Source organism: Aminobacter sp. J41 (assembly GCF_000526635.1).
Lineage (GTDB): Bacteria > Pseudomonadota > Alphaproteobacteria > Rhizobiales > Rhizobiaceae > Aerobium.
This window is the reverse complement of record NZ_JAGL01000007.1, coordinates 22,162-39,382: the sequence shown is the minus strand read 5'-3', so window position 1 is coordinate 39,382 and position 17,221 is coordinate 22,162. Positions and strand designations below refer to the sequence as shown.

14 protein-coding genes and 2 tRNA genes are annotated in these 17,221 nt (G+C 64.1%); 5 read left to right on the top strand and 11 right to left on the bottom strand.

What is annotated here, in order from left to right:
* Nucleotides 1–116: 116 nt before the first annotated feature.
* Entirely contained in the window at nucleotides 117–1,655 is a 1,539-nt protein-coding gene (locus L630_RS0106980) for a HAMP domain-containing sensor histidine kinase (RefSeq protein ID WP_024847553.1), read from the top strand.
* Between the two features lie 12 nt (nucleotides 1,656–1,667).
* Here L630_RS0106980 and L630_RS0106975 read toward each other — a convergent pair whose 3' ends face one another.
* The gene (locus L630_RS0106975) at nucleotides 1,668–2,615 is read right to left on the bottom strand and encodes a nicotinate-nucleotide--dimethylbenzimidazole phosphoribosyltransferase (RefSeq protein WP_024847552.1); all 948 of its coding nucleotides are present in this window, start codon (nucleotides 2,613–2,615) and stop codon (nucleotides 1,668–1,670) included.
* Nucleotides 2,616–2,771: 156 nt separating this feature from the next.
* On the opposite strand from L630_RS0106975, the gene L630_RS0106970 reads away from it, so the two are divergent.
* Nucleotides 2,772–4,025, top strand: a complete 1,254-nt coding sequence (locus L630_RS0106970) for a cyclopropane-fatty-acyl-phospholipid synthase family protein (protein WP_024847551.1) — start codon at nucleotides 2,772–2,774, stop codon at nucleotides 4,023–4,025.
* A gap of 44 nt (nucleotides 4,026–4,069) precedes the next feature.
* Here the strand turns inward: L630_RS0106970 and L630_RS0106965 are convergent, their stop codons facing one another.
* The 6 genes from L630_RS0106965 to L630_RS0106940 all read right to left on the bottom strand — a co-directional run bounded on the left by L630_RS0106965 (nucleotide 4,070) and on the right by L630_RS0106940 (nucleotide 10,165).
* Complete coding sequence (locus tag L630_RS0106965; RefSeq protein WP_024847550.1) at nucleotides 4,070–6,037, bottom strand: bifunctional 2',3'-cyclic-nucleotide 2'-phosphodiesterase/3'-nucleotidase; 1,968 nt, start codon at nucleotides 6,035–6,037, stop codon at nucleotides 4,070–4,072.
* A gap of 186 nt (nucleotides 6,038–6,223) precedes the next feature.
* On the bottom strand, nucleotides 6,224–6,781 hold the full coding sequence (locus tag L630_RS0106960) for an OmpA family protein (RefSeq protein WP_024847549.1): 558 nt from the start codon (nucleotides 6,779–6,781) through the stop codon (nucleotides 6,224–6,226).
* Nucleotides 6,782–6,897: 116 nt separating this feature from the next.
* Entirely contained in the window at nucleotides 6,898–7,440 is a 543-nt protein-coding gene (locus tag L630_RS21110) for a GNAT family N-acetyltransferase (protein ID WP_034329597.1), read from the bottom strand.
* Complete coding sequence (sseA, locus tag L630_RS0106950) at nucleotides 7,441–8,292, bottom strand: 3-mercaptopyruvate sulfurtransferase (RefSeq protein ID WP_024847547.1); 852 nt, start codon at nucleotides 8,290–8,292, stop codon at nucleotides 7,441–7,443.
* Nucleotides 8,293–8,387: 95 nt separating this feature from the next.
* Nucleotides 8,388–9,131, bottom strand: a complete 744-nt coding sequence (locus L630_RS0106945) for an alanyl-tRNA editing protein (protein WP_024847546.1) — start codon at nucleotides 9,129–9,131, stop codon at nucleotides 8,388–8,390.
* A complete protein-coding gene (locus tag L630_RS0106940; RefSeq protein ID WP_024847545.1) occupies nucleotides 9,131–10,165 on the bottom strand; it encodes a cysteine synthase A in 1,035 nt (344 codons plus the stop codon). Before L630_RS0106940 ends, L630_RS0106945 begins: the two co-directional genes overlap by 1 nt.
* 149 nt (nucleotides 10,166–10,314) lie before the next feature.
* Here L630_RS0106940 and L630_RS0106935 point away from each other — a divergent pair, with 149 nt between their 5' ends.
* Nucleotides 10,315–11,130, top strand: coding sequence for an SDR family NAD(P)-dependent oxidoreductase (locus L630_RS0106935; RefSeq protein ID WP_024847544.1), 816 nt, complete (start codon nucleotides 10,315–10,317; stop codon nucleotides 11,128–11,130).
* On the opposite strand, the gene L630_RS0106930 is transcribed toward L630_RS0106935, so the two are convergent.
* From L630_RS0106930 to ilvA, 3 genes are all read right to left on the bottom strand, one after another.
* The gene (locus tag L630_RS0106930; RefSeq protein WP_024847543.1) at nucleotides 11,120–12,322 is read right to left on the bottom strand and encodes an MFS transporter; all 1,203 of its coding nucleotides are present in this window, start codon (nucleotides 12,320–12,322) and stop codon (nucleotides 11,120–11,122) included. The two genes, L630_RS0106935 and L630_RS0106930, sit on opposite strands and share 11 nt — an antisense overlap.
* A gap of 101 nt (nucleotides 12,323–12,423) precedes the next feature.
* Nucleotides 12,424–13,845, bottom strand: a complete 1,422-nt coding sequence (locus L630_RS0106925; RefSeq protein ID WP_024847542.1) for a DEAD/DEAH box helicase — start codon at nucleotides 13,843–13,845, stop codon at nucleotides 12,424–12,426.
* Between the two features lie 338 nt (nucleotides 13,846–14,183).
* Nucleotides 14,184–15,440 (bottom strand): threonine ammonia-lyase IlvA, encoded by a 1,257-nt coding sequence (ilvA, locus tag L630_RS0106920; RefSeq protein ID WP_024847541.1) that lies wholly within the window; start codon nucleotides 15,438–15,440, stop codon nucleotides 14,184–14,186.
* Between the two features lie 134 nt (nucleotides 15,441–15,574).
* Here ilvA and L630_RS0106915 point away from each other — a divergent pair, with 134 nt between their 5' ends.
* Complete coding sequence (locus L630_RS0106915) at nucleotides 15,575–16,747, top strand: alpha/beta hydrolase (protein WP_024847540.1); 1,173 nt, start codon at nucleotides 15,575–15,577, stop codon at nucleotides 16,745–16,747.
* 8 nt (nucleotides 16,748–16,755) lie between these two features.
* Here L630_RS0106915 and L630_RS0106910 read toward each other — a convergent pair.
* A tRNA-Leu gene (locus L630_RS0106910) sits at nucleotides 16,756–16,840 on the bottom strand.
* Between the two features lie 214 nt (nucleotides 16,841–17,054).
* Here L630_RS0106910 and L630_RS0106905 point away from each other — a divergent pair.
* A tRNA-Ser gene (locus L630_RS0106905) sits at nucleotides 17,055–17,144 on the top strand.
* Nucleotides 17,145–17,221: the final 77 nt, after the last annotated feature.

The following is a 17,221-nucleotide window of genomic DNA, read 5'->3' as shown; positions in this document are numbered from 1 at the left end:
GAAATCCGCAGGTTATTGCGGGGTTTGCGAAGGATTGTGCCGGCTGAAGATGAAGTTTCTTAATCATTGCCGGCTAGCGTGCAAGCGGTACAACTCAGGCAGGCTGTCCGCAGGCAATGGCGCTGCAAAGCTCGACCATCGCTGACAAGAACATTGTGGATCGCACCAAGGTGCACCGCAACGGCGATGTCGTACGCGCCATCAAGAAAACCCGCGACAAGCTCTCGCAGCAGGCGGGTAATCCCGCTTATGACCGCGAACTGCTCAAGCTCCATGCACGGTCGATCTCCAACAGCACCATCGCCATCCCGATCCTGGTGCTCGGCATCCTGTCGGGCGGGCTACTCGCCGGCCTCGGCAGCAACATCATCATCTGGGCGCTGATCACCATCTGCAGCTACGCGGGCCTTGCGCTCATCGCGCGGCAGGTCGACCAGGCGGATATTGCCGACCTCAAGCCGGAGCAGGTGCGTCGCGGCTTCCTGCTCGGCCACCTCGTCAGCAGCATCGGCTGGACCTATTTCGCGTGGCTGGAGTGCGCCGAGTGCCAGATCGACCAGTTTCCGGTGCTGCAGGCGGTGATCCTGCTGATGGCTGTTGCCGCGACGGCGATCATCTCTTCCGCGCTCTCGGGCGCGCTGGTCACAACCTTCGTCATCCCAATCGGCGTGTTTGCGGTGACGCTTGCACTCAACCACCCATGGGAGCCGGTTGAAGCGATCATGGCAGCAGTGCTGATCATCTCGCTGCCATTCTTCTCCTATGTCGCCGGGCACCTGCACCAGTCGACGCTGATGCTGCTGTCCTTCCGCTCGGAAAAGGACGCGCTGATCGCGGAGCTTGAAACGGCGAATGCCATGAGCGACGAGGCGCGCCGCCGCGCCGAGGAAGCAAACCTTGCCAAGTCGCGTTTCCTCGCGACCATGAGTCACGAGCTGCGCACGCCGCTGAACGCCATTCTTGGCTTCTCCGAGGTGATGGCAAACGAGGTGCTCGGTCCGCTACAGAACGACACCTACAAGGAATACGCGAACGACATCAACAGCTCGGGCCGGCACCTCTTGCACCTGATCAACGAGATCCTCGACCTCTCCCGCATCGAGGCCGAGCGCTACCAGCTGACCGAAGAGCCCGTCTCGCTGCCGGCGGCGGTGGAGGAGTGCTGCCACCTGATGGAGCTGAGGGCGCGCAACAAGGACATCCGCATCGTCCAGCAGTACGAGCCGACCCTGCCGCGCCTGTTCGCGGACGAACGCTCGCTGCGCCAGATCACGCTGAACCTGCTTTCCAACGCCATCAAGTTCGCGCCAAGCGGCAGCGAAGTTCTGGTGCGCGTCGGCTGGACCGCCGGCGGCGGCCAGTATGTGGCGGTGAAGGACAATGGTCCGGGCATTCCGGATGAGGAAATCCCGATCGTGCTGTCGGCCTTCGGCCAGGGCACCATCGCGATCAAGAGCGCGGAACAGGGTACCGGCCTCGGCCTGCCGATCGTGCAAGGCCTGATGAAGCTGCACGGCGGCGAGTTCCAGCTTCGCTCGAAGCTGCGCGAGGGGACGGAAACCATTGCGATCTTCCCGCCCCACCGCGTGATGGAAGAGCTGCCTGCCCTTCCCGTCGACGAACCCGCGGCAGCTCCGCGCCGCCGCGTCGCTTAGTCTTTCGGGCGATCAGCCCCGGATCACCATTCCCGAGTGGATCAGTGCCGCGTTCTTGATGAGGTCGGCTGCCAGCGCGGCCCCCATGCCCTCGCCGTCGCCAAGGTGCAGGTAAAGAAGCGGCGCAAGGCCCATCTTCTTGGCCGCCAGCGCCATGCCCGGTTCGGTCGAGATGTGCGAGAGGATGCAGTGATCAATCGCGGTCGGCTCTGCTGCCTTCAGGATGGCGGCTGCGGCGAGGGCCGCGTAGCCGTCCAGAACGACCGGGATCTTCTCCATGCGCGCAGCGAGGATGGCGCCAGCCATCGCCGCGATCTCGCGCCCGCCAAGTCGGCGCAGCGCCTCAAGCGGATCCTTGAGGTTCGCGCCATGAAGCGCCAGCGCCGCGGCGACGATCTGCGCCCCCTCCTCGTTCGAGGCCCACTGCGACGGCTCGCCGCCGAAGATGGCAGCCATGATCGCCGCAGCCGAAACATTGCCGCCGATGCCGACACCCGCGACGCAGGCGAGGTCGATGCCGCCAGCGATCGCTTCCATGCCGAAGGCCATGGTGGCGGCGCAGCCACGCTCGTCCAGCGCCGGCTCGACTGCGATGTTGCCGACCGGCAGGTGCAGGGCGAGGTCGAAGATCTTCAGGCCAAGGTCGTGCGCCGCACAAATCTGATTGACGGCAGCACCGCCAGCGGCAGCGTGCTCGACCATTGCCTGGGTCTGCTGGACGCCCGCCTTGGCAAGGCCGTGCGTGCCCGCAAACAGCGCGACCAGCGGGCGCAGTACCTGCGGATCGCGGCCCGTCCAGGCGGCAAGCCACTCTGCGACGCGGCCGAGGCGGCCGAGTGCCGGGCCCTGCGCCGACAGCTGCTGGTTGCGGCTTGCAGCACGCTCCCGCGCCCGCTCGTCGGGTCCCGGCATTGATTTCAACAGGTTACGGTAATCGTCAAAAGGCAGACCGGTGGTCATGTCGGCTCCGGTAATGAGGGGTTGGCGAGGGAATACCCCCTCAAAGCCGCTGGCACAATGGCACTGACGACTGCTCTCTTGATGTTAGCGCCCATGCCGTGGAAAACTCGCCAGAAAAAAGAGCCGGTCTACGGCTTGCAGAGAGAGGGGAATGCAATGCCGGAAGGGACGCCGATACTGGAGCCCAGGAAGGGGCTCAAGCTGACCAGGGAAAATTTCGAGGAGGTCGTGCGACCGCTGCCGCGGCGCGCGCGGTTCGTGCTTGGCGTCGTCATGCAGCTTCCGCGCGGAACGCTGACCGTGACCACACCTGAAGGGCTTTTGCTCGAGCTTGGCGGCAACGGCCCTGGCCCGCACGCTGAGCTCATCCTTCACAACTGGAAGCTGCCCTCGCGCGCCTTCACCGCCGCGACCATTGGCGTCGCCGAGTCCTACATCGATCGTGACTGGGACAGCCCGGACGTTACGACGCTTCTCGAACTCTTCGTCATCAACGAGGAGGCTGGCGAGACGCTGGCCGGCGGGTCGAACTGGCTGCTCACCATGATTCAGCGCGTGCGCCACTGGCTGAACGAGAACACGAAGTCAGGCTCCCGGCGCAACATCGCCGCGCACTACGACCTCGGCAACGGCTTCTACCGGCAGTGGCTCGACAACTCGATGACCTATTCCTCGGCGCTTTATGCCGAAGGAGCCAATGATCTCGAAAGCGCGCAGCTGGCCAAGTACCGCGCACTGGCTCGCGACACCGGCATCGGGCCGAACGACCATGTGCTGGAAATCGGTTGCGGCTGGGGCGGCTTCGCCGAGTTCGCCGCACGCGAGATCGGCTGCAAGGTGACCGGCCTCACCATCAGCCGCGAGCAGTACGATTTCGCGCGCCAGCGCATGTTCGATGCGGGACTCGCCGACAAGGTCGACATCAAGCTTCAGGACTATCGCGACGAGACGGGCAAGTACGACCGTATCGCGTCGATCGAGATGTTCGAGGCGGTCGGTGAAAAGTACTGGCCGGTCTTCTTCGGCAAGGTGCGCGAGTGCCTGAAGCCGGGCGGCTCGGCCGGCATGCAGATCATCACCATCAAGGAGTCGGTGTTCGACAGCTACCGCGTGCGGCCTGACTTCATCCAGGGCTATGTATTTCCGGGCGGGATGCTGCCGACGCCGGCCATCCTCAAGCAGCTCGGTACTCAGCACGGCCTTACCTTCGCGCGCGAGCGCATCTTCCCGCAGGACTATGCCCGCACACTCGCCGAATGGCGCGAGCGCTTCTGGACGGCATGGGAGAGGATCGTGCCGCTCGGCTTCGACGACCGATTCAAGCGGCTGTGGGAGTTCTACCTGCACTACTGCGAGGCAGGCTTCCGCGCCGAGTACATCGACGTGCGGCAGGTGATCTACAAGGCGTAACGGGCAGCGGCCGGGACGCCAGCGCGCCCCGGCCCGTCCGTTTGTCAGAGCGTGATGCGGTACTTCGCGAAGCCGCCCTCGCCGTCACCGGCAGCCTCGATCCTCACGCCCTCGACCTTGTCGATGAAGGCGGCCGCCTTCGGCCCCGTCTCGAAAAGCACTGTGGTTCCCTCAAGCGGCGCGAACGACCAGTTCGCGTCTGCCGACGGATTGATGGTGCCCTGCTCGACGATGTAGCGGACGATGACGTCGCGGTTGGTGTCGGGCGCTTCGAACACCACCTTGTCCGGGCCGATCTCCGGGAAGTTGCCGCCGCCGCCGGCGCGATAGTTGTTCGTCGCGACGACGAAGCGAGCTTCGGGGTCGATCGGCTTACCGTCAAACTGCAGGTCGACGATGCGGCTTGCCTCCGGGTTCGCGACTTCGCCCTTCGGCGTGTACTTGGGCGGCTGCGACAGGTCGATCTTGTAGGTCACGCCGTCGATGACGTCGTAGTTGTAGGACGGGAAGTCCGGGTTGATCAGCGGCTGGTCCTGTTTGCCGGGTTCGACCTGGTTGAAGATGCCGGCAGACATTTCCAGCCATTCCTTTACCTGCGCGCCGGTGATGACCACTGCTTGGACGGTGTTGGGATAGAGGTAGAGGTCGGCGACGTTGCGGATCGCGATGTCGCCCGCCGGAACGTCGGTGTAGTAGTCCGGACCGCCGCGGCCGCCGGCCTTGAACGGAGCCGCAGCCGAGAGGACCGGCAGGTCCTTGTACTGCGTGTCCTTCAGCATGTCGGAGATGTACCAGGTCTGCGCCTTGGAGACGATCTGCACTGACGGGTCGTCCGCCACCAGCGCGAAGTAGGAATGCAGTGGCGCCGAGGTCTTGCCGACCGGCGCACGGACGTAGGCCAGCGTCGCCTCATGGAACGGCCGCGCTGCGTCCTCGACCTCCTTCTTGCTCTCGACCAGCGGCTGGTTCTTGCCGTCGACGCGCTCGGAGATTGGCCGCGCCTCGCTGGTCGAGGAGACGACCTTCCACGTATTGCCATCCCGCTCGAGCAGGAGGTCAAGCAAGCCGAGATGCGAGCCCCAGAAGCCGCCCATCACGCCGGGCTTGCCGTTGACGGTACCGGCCGCGATGTCCACTCCCTCTACGCCCTCGAACTGCGGGCCGGGGAAGACCAGGTGGCTGTGGCCGGTGACGATCGCGTCTATGCCCTCGACGCCGGCGACGTGGATCGAGGCGTTTTCGAGATACTCTTCATATTTGGCGGGCCCCATGCCGGAGTGGGACATGGCGATGATGATCTCGGCGCCCTCCTCCTTCATCTGCGGCACCCAGGCTTCAGCCGCCTTGACGATGTCGCGCGCCTCGACATTGCCGGCGAGATGGCGGGAATCCCAGTTCATCACCTGCGGCGGCACGAAGCCGATCAGGCCGATGCGGATCGGGTGCTCGTTGCCTGCGCCGTCCTTCAGCTTGCGGTCGAGGATGATGTAGGGCTCGAGCAGCAGGTCGTCGTCGCGCGCATTGGCGGCGAGCTTGCCCTTGGCGATGTTGGCGCAAACAACCGGGAAGTTTGCGCCGGCGATCGTCTTTTCGAGGAAGCCCAAGCCATAGTTGAATTCGTGGTTGCCGAGGGTCGAGGCCTCATAACCGAGCACGTTCATTGCGGCGATGATCGGATGGATGTCGCCGTCCTTCATGCCCCGCTCATAGGCGATGTAATCGCCCATCGGGTTGCCCTGCAGGAAGTCACCATTGTCGATCAGCAGCGAGTTGGTCGCTTCGGCGCGGATCGCGTCCATGATCGATGCCGTGCGCGCGAGCCCCATCGTGGGGTTCTCGCGGTCGGCGTAGTAATCGTATGGAAAGACGTGAACGTGGAGGTCCGTCGTCTCCATGATCCGGAGATGGGCTTGGTTGGCCTGCGCCCTCGCCGAGAAAGGATGCATGACGACAAGCGCGCCTGCAGCGGCGGAACCGGTCAGAAAAGTACGTCGGGACACTGCAACTGGCATTTTCCTCTCCTCTTGAACGCTTCATCTGGCCCTGTCAGGCGCTTGACTGTCGCGCTGCCTTGAAATCCAGTCCAGCACTTTCGCATGACACAGAATTGAATCCTTCCGCAGCGAAAGTACTCAAGCAAAAAGCCCGCCGGGAGGGTCCGGCGGGCAAGCTCAGAGACAGGGAAGCAGGAGGGAAAATTAGCGGAGGAACTGGTCGATACGGCGGATGGTGACGCGGCGGTTCTGCCAGCTGTCGCCCTGCGTGTTCACCAGCAGGTATTCCTCGCCATAGCCGACGGTCTCCAGGGCGCGCGGCGAAATGCCGAACTCGCGGACCAGAATCTGGCGCAGCGAAGCGGCGCGGCGTTCCGAAAGATCGAGGTTCGACTCCCACGATCCGACCGCATCGGTGTGGCCCTCGATGAGGAAGCGGGCACGCGGGTTGCGATCAATGATGCGGCGGAGCGCGATGCCAATTTGCTCGACCTTCGGATACTGCGAGGCCGGAATGGTCGCCGAGCCGGTCGCGAAATTGATCGACTGAATGTCGATCGACGGGGCAGCGCGGCGCAGTTCCGGCCGGCGCTTGAACTCGTTGATGGTCACGCGGCGCTGCGGCGGCACCTGCATGCGCGGTTGCCGCTCGAGCTCGCGGAAGATGCGATCTGCGGACGGCATTTCACGAGGCTGTGCCATGGCCGCGGTAGGAGCGACCAGGGCAGCGACAAGACCGGCAATGACGAAACGACGGTTCATGGATGTCTCCTTCCGAAAAAGCTGGATTGTGGTGAGACTATCTGCGGTGGCGACTGAAGCGACCCTGAATGCGTTGTTGTCTGGCATTCAGCTTCGTTAACAGCGCAGGTGAGTAATCACAGCCAGGGCTCAACCTCTTCCTGCGACCAGGCAAAGGGCGTGAAACCCATCCGCTGGTAGAGCTGCAGGGCGCGCGGGCTGTCGAGCGTGTTGGTATGGATCACGACGCGTTCGGGCGACTTCTCCCAGGCAGCGAAGATCCCATCGGAAAGGAAGAACTTGGACAGCCCCCTGCCCTGATATTCCGGCATGAGGCCGAAATAGAGAATCTCGGCCTCCTCCGGCATGCGCGAGAAGTCCAGCTCTACGAAGCCGGCCGGACATCCGTCCACGTAGAGCACGTGGATTTCGGTGGTGTCGGCATTGATGAGGGCCGACAACTCCGCGTCCGGCTCGTTGCGTCGCATCATCCAGTGATGCGGCTTGCCGATCTCGCGGTAGAGATAGCGGTAGAAGGAAGCCGGCATGTTCCTGACGCGGAACACGGCAAGGCGCGGCCCCATCGGCATCTGCACCCGGTGCGGCGGCGGCGCCAGCATTTCGAGATGGGTGATGCGGGCGAGCAGCGTGCCGCCGCCCGGTCCGGACTCGTTGGTCATTCACTCGTTTCCAGTCACGACGGGCGTATCCTGACGCCCGCCCCATTCGCTCCATGAGCCGTCATAGAGCGCGTTATCCGTATGGCCGAGCGAGGTCAGCGCCAGCGTGATGATCGCGGCGGTGACGCCAGACCCGCACGACGTGACGACCGGGCGCGACAGGTCGAGGCCGGCAGCCACCAGGCGCTCCTTGAGCTCAGGCAGCGGCAGCAGCGTGCCGTCGCGCGTCAGCGACGTCACCGGTACGTTCCTCGCGCCCGGCATGTGCCCGGAACGCATACCGGGACGCGGCTCGGGCTCTTCGCCGGTAAAGCGGCCTGCCGAACGCGCATCGGCGATCTGTTTTGAACCGCTTTCGACGATCTTACGCATCTCGTCGAGCGAGACGACGCGCTCGGCGTCAAAGTCGACCTCGAAGAAGCTCGGAGCAATCTTCGTCGGTTCGCTCGTGACAGGACGGCCGTCGGCTTTCCAGCGATCGAAGCCGCCGGCGAGGATGTAGACTTCCCTCGCGCCCATGATGCGCAGCATCCACCACACGCGCGCAGCCGAAAACAGGCCGGGGCCGTCATAGACGACGATCGTATCCTTCTCGTCGATGCCCATCGCGGAAGCGTACTGGCCGAAGACGCCCGGGCGCGGCAGGGTGTGCGGCAGGTTGCTGCCCGGCTCCACCACCTTGTCCTGGTCGAAGAAGACCGCGCCCGGAATGTGGGCTGCATCGTATTCCTGGCGGCCGTCGCGGTTGTGCTGCGGCAGGTACCAGGAGGCATCGATGATCGTCAGTCCCGGCGTGCCGAGCCGTTCCTGCAGCCAGTCTGCCGACACCAAGAAGGGGCTGGTCTCACTCATCATACGCTCCGTTGCCTGTCCGCCGGAAAAGCCCGGCACATCCCGCTTCGACGCGGGCAGATTATGCGCCGGTGACTGATCCGGCAATGTGCGGATCAGGCCGCCGGCATTGGGCCAAAACGGATACGGAAGCGACGGTTCTCGCGCCCCTTCTTTTCGATCTTACCGATGTGGATCTCGCCCACCTCGGCCGTCGAGCGCACGTGCGTGCCGCCACAGGGCTGGGTGTCTACCTTGCCGTTTTCGCCGATGCCGACGAGCCGGATGCGGCCCGAGCCGACGGGCGGCCGCACGTTCTTCGACTTCACCAGCGACGGGTTGGCGATCAGTTCGTCATCGGTGATCCAGTTCACGAAGACCGGATGATCGGCACGCACGAGCTCCATCAGCCGCTCGCTGATGTCCTCTTTGGTGAAGCTGGCATCTGGAATGTCGAAGTCGACGCGCGAGTCGTCCTCGGCAACCGAAGCGCCGGTAATCGGAAAGGGGCAGACGACCGTCAGAAGGTGGCAGGCGGTGTGCATGCGCATCAGCCTGTGGCGGCGCTCCCAGTCAATCTCGCCGGTGACCTCGTCGCCGACCGCAAGCTGCGGCGCGCCGTCCACCGGCAGGTGGATGATGTCGTCCTTGGTTTCGCCCGTCACCGTGCCGGCAATGCGGATCTCGGTCCCGTCGGCACGGAGCAGGAAGCCGGTGTCGCCCGGCTGGCCGCCGGACGTCGCGTAGAACACCGTGCGGTCAAGCACGATGCCGCCCGTGGGCGTGATGTCGGCGACCTTCGCCGACATCGACTTCAGATAAGCATCGTCGCGGAATAGCGGCTCAGTCGTCGCAGCCATCAGGCCACCTGCTCGTACGGGACGTCGATTTCGACCTTCTTCTCGAGCCAGGTCGGAATCGGCAGGTTCTTGCTGCGCAGGAAGGCCGGGTTGAACATCTTCGACTGATAGCGGGTGCCGTAGTCGGCAAGGATCGTCACGATGCGATGGCCGGGTCCGAGGTCGCGGGCAAGACGGATCGCACCGGCGATGTTGATGCCCGAGGAGCCGCCGAGGCAGAGGCCCTCTTCCTGGATCAGGCGGAAAATGATCGGCAGCGCCTCGTCATCCGGGATCTGGTACGAGAAGTCCGGCCGGAAGCCTTCAAGGTTGGCTGTGATGCGGCCCTGGCCAATGCCTTCGGTGATCGAGTCGCCCTCGGCCTTGAGCTCGCCATTGGTGTAGAAGCTGTGGAGCGCAGCACCACGCGGATCGGCGAGACCGACCTTCACCGACTTGCTCTTCTCGCGCAGACCGGCAGCGATGCCGGCAAGCGTCCCGCCGGAGCCGACCGAAGCGACAAAGCCGTCGATCTTGCCATCGGTCTGCTGCCAGATTTCCTGCGCCGTGGTGACGATGTGGCCGTCGCGGTTGGCGACGTTGTCGAACTGGTTGGCCCAGATGGCGCCGTTCGGCTCGGTGCGCGCGAGCTGCTCAGCAAGACGGCCGGACAGCTTCACGTAGTTGTTCGGATTGCGATATGGCACCGCCGGAACCTCGATCAGCTCGGCGCCGAGCAGGCGAAGCGCATCCTTCTTTTCCTGGCTCTGAGTCTCCGGGATCACGATCACGGTGCGGTAGCCGAGTGCCTTGGCAACCAGGGTGAGGCCGATGCCAGTGTTACCGGCCGTGCCCTCGACAATGACGCCACCGGGCCGCAGGAGGCCCTTCTTCTCGGCGTCACGGATGATGAACAGGCCGGCGCGGTCCTTGACCGACTGGCCAGGGTTCATGAACTCGGCCTTGCCAAGAATTTCGCAGCCGGTTTCCTCGGACGCGCGGTTGAGCCGGATCAGCGGCGTGTTGCCGATAACGTCAATCACTGAAGCGGTCATTTGCGCGTCCTTCCTGCTGCATGCGTTGGCGCGAAACTAGAAATGTGCGTGCGCGCTTTCAAGGTTGGTTTTTGCCCGCAGGCAGCTTATTCCGTAGAACAGTTTCTACCAGCATCTTCTCAGCAACGCTTCAACGGCTTTCCAGGCTTATGGCATTATACAGGGCGGCACCAGGAGACGGCGTAGCCTGGATCACAGGGGCTAGTACCGGAATTGGGCGCCAGCTTGCGCTTCACCTCGCAGACCAGGGGTTCGTCGTCGCGGCGACCGCACGTGATCAGGAGGGGCTCGCGCAGCTGGTAGATGAGTCGAAGTCGACGCGGGGGAAAATCGTCGAATACTTCTGCGACGTCACCGATGAGGCCGGCATGGAGAGCACGCTCTGCCGGATCGAGAAGGAGCTCGGGCCGGTCGTGCTTGCCGTCTTCAACGCCGGCATCTACTCGCCAACGCTGGGCGAGCGACTGGAGACGCTGAACTTCACCTCGACCTTCACCGTCAACGTGTTCGGCGTGCTGAACGGGCTGGTGCCGCTGGCCGACCGCATGCGCGACCGCGGCTTCGGGCAAATCGCGATCATCGGCTCGGTGACGGCATATTTCGGCTTCCCGACGGCCGCCGCCTACGGCGCCACGAAGGCCGCGCTCAACAACATGGCGCAATCGCTGCGGCACGACTTCGACCGGCTCAACATCCGCCTGCAGATCATCAATCCGGGCTTCGTCGAAACGCAGCTGACGACGCGCTACCGCATCCCGATGCCGATGAAGATGACGGTCGAGGACGCTGCCTGCCGCATTGCGCGCGGGCTGCAGTCGGGCGGTTTCGAGATCGCCTTTCCGCGGCGACTCGTCTGGCCGATGAAGGCGATGCGGCTCCTGCCTGTCGACGCCGCTCACGCCCTCATCCGGCGCATCACCGGATGGGACCGGCACCGGCTCAGCCGGCGCAAGGTCAGGCGCTAGCCTTCTTCTCCGGCCTTGCGTCGCGCGCGAACAGGTAGATGACGAGCGCGATCGCCAACAGCGCCACGTAGAACCAGAACAGCACGGAATAGGTCGCTGCAGGCTCGCCCTCGACCGCGGCGGCTGTTGCCACCGCGCCAGACGCGAACTGCACGACGCCCACCACGCCAATCGCAAAAAAGTTGAGGAGCGTAACACCGCGGCCGGTGAGATGCGCCGGCACAAAGGCGCGTCCGTGCGCCATCAGCAGGCCGAAGCCCGAGCCGGTCAGGCCGATGATGACGAGAAGCACCGTAACGGTCGTGAGGTCCGCCAGCGGCTGCATGGCAAGGAAGGCGAGCGCCACGAGTCCGATCGTGTTGCCAACGAAGGCAACCCACTTGCGTGTGCCGAATAGCGCGTCGAGCGGGCCATAGGCAAAGCTGCCGACGACCATCGCGATCGCCATGAAGAGCGTCACCTGACCGATCAGCATCGTGTCGGCGCCATGCACCTCAGACAGGAAGGGGCCAGCCCACAGACCGCGGATGCCGGCGGCAGCCACGTAGTTGAGGCCCATCAGCGGGAAGATCGCCCACAGGGCGCGGATGCGGAAAAGATCGATGTAGCCGGCAAAGCCGTTGTCTTCCGCCGCGTGCCCGTCGCGCTTGGGATCGCTGACGAAGAGGATGATGGCGACCGCCACGGCGATCGTCAGGACACCGAGGCCCATCATCACCGCACGCCAGCCCCATGCATCGGCCGCAGCCGCCAGCGGCGAAGCACCGACCACGTTACCGAGCGAGCCGAAGCCGACGAAGGACGAGATCAGCACCGCCATGTGCTTGGGCGACCAGGTTCGGGCGAAGATGTAGACGGAGGCCATCAGCACCGGCGAGCAACCCATGCCGATCAGCACCATGGCGATGGTGATCATCCAGGGCGAGGTCGCAAAGGAGAACAGCAGCGCGCCGCCACCGCCGCACACGCCCATCAGCGTCGCAGCGGTGCGCTTGGGTCCATAGCGGTCAAGGCAGACGCCGACCACGAACTGCGACAGTGCAAAGGAAATGAACCAGGCGCCGGACGCGAGCGAAAGCTCGGCGTTGCTGGCGCCGAGATCAGCCGAGAGCGACGGCGTCAGGACGGCCAGAAACGAGCGATAGAATTGCGACAGAACGTATCCGATCGCCAGCGCAGCCAGTCCTGCCATGCGATTCCCCCTCCATGTCCTCCACAGTCAGGGGCAACGCGTAAAGCATGGGACTGGCCGGCGCAATTGGGCCAGCAACACTGGCCCAATGCTGAAGCGGATCAGGCAGCAGCCCGACGACCACCCTGGCCGCGACGACGCGAGCGGAACGGCTTGCCCGCATTTGGCTTTGCCGCAACCGGGCGCTCGCCTTCCTGCGGGGCGCCGCCATTCTTGCTCGGCTTTCCGCCAAAGCGCTTCGGCTTGCCAGCTTTCGGGCCGTTCCGGTACGGGCCGTTGCGGGTCCGCCTGTGCTGGACGTCGTCGTTGGCTGCCTCCGGATGCTTGACATCCGTGCGCGGCTGACGCGGTGCCGGCGCCGGATCCGGCTGGTCGAGATAGGATTCCGCGACATCGAGCTTCATGCGGATGATCTTTTCCACCTGACGCAGCTTCGAGTTCTCGGTCGGATCGCACAGCGTGATGGCAATGCCATCGGCGCCATTGCGGCCAGTCCGGCCGATGCGGTGAACGTAGCTCTCCGCCTCGTCCGGCAGGTCGAAGTTGACGACATGGGTGATGCCCGGCACGTCGATGCCACGCGCGGCAATGTCGGTCGCAACGAGAACGCGAACCGAGCCATCGCGGAATGAATTCAGCGCCTTCTGGCGTGCGTTCTGCGACTTGTTGCCGTGGATGACCGCGGCCTCGAAGCCGTCGCGATCGAGGTCACGCGCCACGCGGTCGGCGCCGTGTTTTGTGCGGGCAAAAACGATCACCGACTTCATCGCATCGTCGGCGAGCATCTTCGAGAGGATCACACGCTTCTGCTTGGTGCGGGCGAGGATGACGCTCTGCTTGATCTCGCCGGCGGTCGTGCCCTGCGGCGCGACCTCGACGCGGACCGGATCGTTCAGCAGCTCGCGGGCGAGCTTCTCGATCTCGGCCGGCATGGTCGCGGAGAACAGGGCCGTCTGGCGATCCTTGTGGATCGCGCGGGCGATGCGGCGCACGTCGTTGATGAAGCCCATGTCGAGCATCCGGTCGGCTTCATCGAGGACCAGCCAGCGCGTCTCGGCGAGGCTGATTTCCTTCTCGCGGACGAGGTCCGTGAGGCGGCCCGGCGTCGCGATCAGCACGTCGACGCCCGGAAGCATCTTCTTGACCTGGGTGTTGCGCGACACGCCGCCGAGGACCAGCGCTGTCGAAATATGCAGGCCCTTGGAGAGGATACGAATCGTCTCCTCGATCTGGACAGCGAGCTCGCGGGTCGGTGCGAGAACCAGGGCACGCGCGGTGCGCGGCGAGCGCTTGGTGCCGAGGCCGACGATCTTCGCGAGAATCGGCAGGCTGAACGCCGCCGTCTTGCCGGAGCCCGTCTGGGCGATGCCGAGAATGTCACGGCCCTCAAGCTGCGCCGGGATGGCCTGGACCTGGATCGGCTTCGGATCAGTAAAGCCGGCAGCATGCGTTGCCTTCAGCAGCGCGCCTTCAATGCCGAGCGCGCCGAAGCCTTCGGTCGCCTGAGCAACAGCGGTAGTCATTTCGTTTTTCAAATTCATCTCTTTCATGCAGCCGGCCACGCGGGCTCGCGCTGCAAACAACACCGGCGCGGCGCAACCTGCCACGGCCGAAACTTTTTTTTGGACGACAAGGCGGCGAACACGTTCCGGTTCGCTCGGCTGCGCTGTCGTGCCCGCAGCGTCATTGCCGCGGGGCTCGCCCGTTGCGAGTCATCGCTGACCCAGCTTCGGACAGATGCGCAACCAGTCCCTCAGGAAAGCCGGATCAACCGGCCCATGCGCCTCGTGAGGCCGGATATGGGGGAGTTTGCGAAGAATAGCAAACCCTTTCTTGTGCAGCGCAGCAGATACAACCGTCGCTAGATGATGAATTCCGCCATCATCGGGTCGTCGGTGATGTCGCGATATGTCCAGCCGGCTTCATCAAAACGCTTCAACAACACCTTGAATTGCCTGGGATCTTTGGTCTCGATGCCGATCAGGACTGAGCCGAAATTGCGGGCCGACTTCTTCAGATACTCGAAGCGTGTGATATCGTCTTCGGGGCCGAGCAGATTGAGGAAGTCGCGCAATGCGCCCGGCCGCTGCGGGAAGCGGAACATGAAATATTTCTTCAGCCCCTCGAACCGCAGCGCCCGCTCCTTCACATCCGGCAGGCGCTCAAAGTCGAAATTGCCACCCGTGACGACGGCGACGACGACCTTGCCCTGCAGCTCCTTGCGCGGGATGTCCTTCATCGCGTCGATCGACAGTGCGCCCGCGGGCTCGAGCACAATGCCCTCGACGTTGAGTATCTCGATCATCGTTGCGCAGAGCCGGTTCTCCGGCACCAGCTTGACGTCGTCGGGACTGAAGGCCTTCAGGTATTTGAAGTTCTCGCTGCCGATCTCGGCCACGGCCGCGCCGTCGACGAAGTTGTCGACCGTTTGCAGTTTTACGCGACGCCCGACCTCCAGGCTACGATGCAGGCTCCCCGCGCCCGCCGGCTCGGCAAAGACGAAGCGCGGCTGCACACCCTTCGCTTCCAGATATCGGGTAATGCCTGCAGACAGGCCACCGCCGCCGACCGGCAGGATGACGATATCGGGCTTCACGCCTTCCGGCAGTTGCTCCAGAATCTCCTGCGCGACCGTCGCCTGCCCCTCGATGATGTCCTTGTCGTCGAAGGGCGGCACCATGACGCCGCCGGCTTCCTCTGCAAACGCGCGCGCGGCGGCATAGCAGTCGTCGAAGAAATCGCCGACCAGCCGGATTTCCACCTGACCGCCGCCGAACATCTTCGTCTTGTCGATCTTCTGCTGCGGTGTGGTCACCGGCATGAAGACGACACCCTTCTTCCGCAGGTGGCGGCAGACATAGGCAAAGCCCTGGGCATGATTGCCGGCCGAGGCGCAGACGAAGAGGTGTGCCCCCTCGCCTTCGCTGACTCGCTTGCGGAAGAAATTGAAGGCGCCGCGGATCTTGTAGGAGCGCACCGGCGACAGGTCCTCGCGCTTGAGGAAGACGCGGGCGCCGGTCTTGCGCGAGAGGTAGACGTTCTCCTGCAGCGGCGTCTCCGGGAAAAGCTCGCGCATCGCCGCGCCAGCGCGCGCCACGCTCGATTCAAAGCCGGTCATGACTTCCTCTTGTTGATCCTGCGCCTCTGGCCTTGCCGAGACGGGTTGTCTAATAGCCGCAGCTCAGTATTGATGAACCTCGAATATCGCCTTGCGGTAGAACTGTCACCAGCTTGCGTACCGGATCCGTCTGCATGTTCCTCGAGTTCGGCCTGAAGTCGCGTATCGTCCTTGCTATGGTTCTGTCGCTGGGGCTGGCCGGTTGCGCCGCGCAGTCACACAGCCTTTACGATGCGATCCCGGCGGAGGAAAAGGCGATCGCCGCCGAACACTCGATCCTGATCGCGACCTCGCGCGGAAAGGCGGCCAACCCGGCCGACGTGTTCGACGGCTCGCGCGCCGACGACCTTTCCTACGCCCGCGTCAACGTGACGATCCCTGCGGTCCACCAGGCAGGGAAAGTCGAACAGCCGGGATCGGGCCAAAAGCGTGACGCGGCCAAGCATTTCGCGCCAAGCGAAGTTGCGGTTTATCGCGACGGCGACGCGTTCAAGGCGGAACTGAAGAAGCGGTTGAAGCAGACGCAGGGACGCGCGCTGATCTTCATCCACGGCTACCGCACGCTGTTCGACGACTCCGTCTATCGCGCCGCCCAGATCATCCACGACTCTGGTTACAAGGGCACGCCCGTCCTGTTCTCCTGGGCCTCGACCGGCCGCACCGTGGACTACATCTACGACAACAATTCCGCGACCATGGCGCGCGACGGGTTGGAGCGTACGCTGCGCACGCTGCGGGACGCAGGCGCCACGCGCATCGACGTTGTCGCGCACTCGATGGGCAACTGGCTGACGATGGAAGCCCTGCGCCAGTTTGCCATTTCCGGCGAAAAGCAGTCGGCGCTCGGCCTCGGCGACGTGGTGCTGGCCTCGCCCGACATCGACGTCGACGTGTTCAAGAGCCAGCTGCGCCGCATCGGCAAGCCGGAGCGACCGTTCATCGTCATGGTCTCGCGCGACGACCGCGCGCTGCTGGTCTCTTCCATCATCGCCGGCAGCAGGCCCCGCGTCGGCGACTACGGCGACGACAAGGCCCTCGCCGAGCTTGGCATCATCACGGTCGATGTTTCGTCGCTCTCCAGCGGCGATTCGTTCAACCATGCGCGCTTTGCCGACAACCCTCTCCTGATCCAGCTCCTCGGCGAACGGCTCAACGCCGGCGACGACTTCGGCGGCAGCGGCGACCAGATCTCCCGAAGCATCGGCCGCCTGACACGGGGCGTCGGCCGCACGCTTGGCTCGGCGGCAGAGATCGTCATCACGACACCCTTCGAAGTGATCAATATTGCAGTGGGCGGGGAGCGCTGATCAGCGGCTGGTGCGGACGACGGGGGTCGAACCCGTAAGCCGTAAGGCGGCGGATTTTAAGTCCGCTGCGTCTACCAGTTTCGCCACGTCCGCAACGTCGCCGTTTCTCATGCGTTTGCGCGCCGACGTCAACGGTTATTGCGGATGCGCGTCAGCCGTTGTGGGAAATTGCGGGGTTTCCTTCGGGCTCTGCCCGATCTCATCGCTACGCCCCTCTCAGAACAGGTTGACGCGGCGAATGCATGCGCTGTAAAGCCGGAGCACACGGGCATTCGCCGACTGCAACGTCGCGTGCGAAGCCAGTGCTGGAAGGGTGGCCGAGCGGTTTAAGGCACCGGTCTTGAAAACCGGCGAGGGTGTGAGCTCTCCGTGGGTTCGAATCCCACCCCTTCTGCCATTTCCTCCTCTTCACCAGCTTCTTCAGGAACCGGATCATCTTCCTCAACGTTCCTGCCGCGCATTTCCGGTTGATTG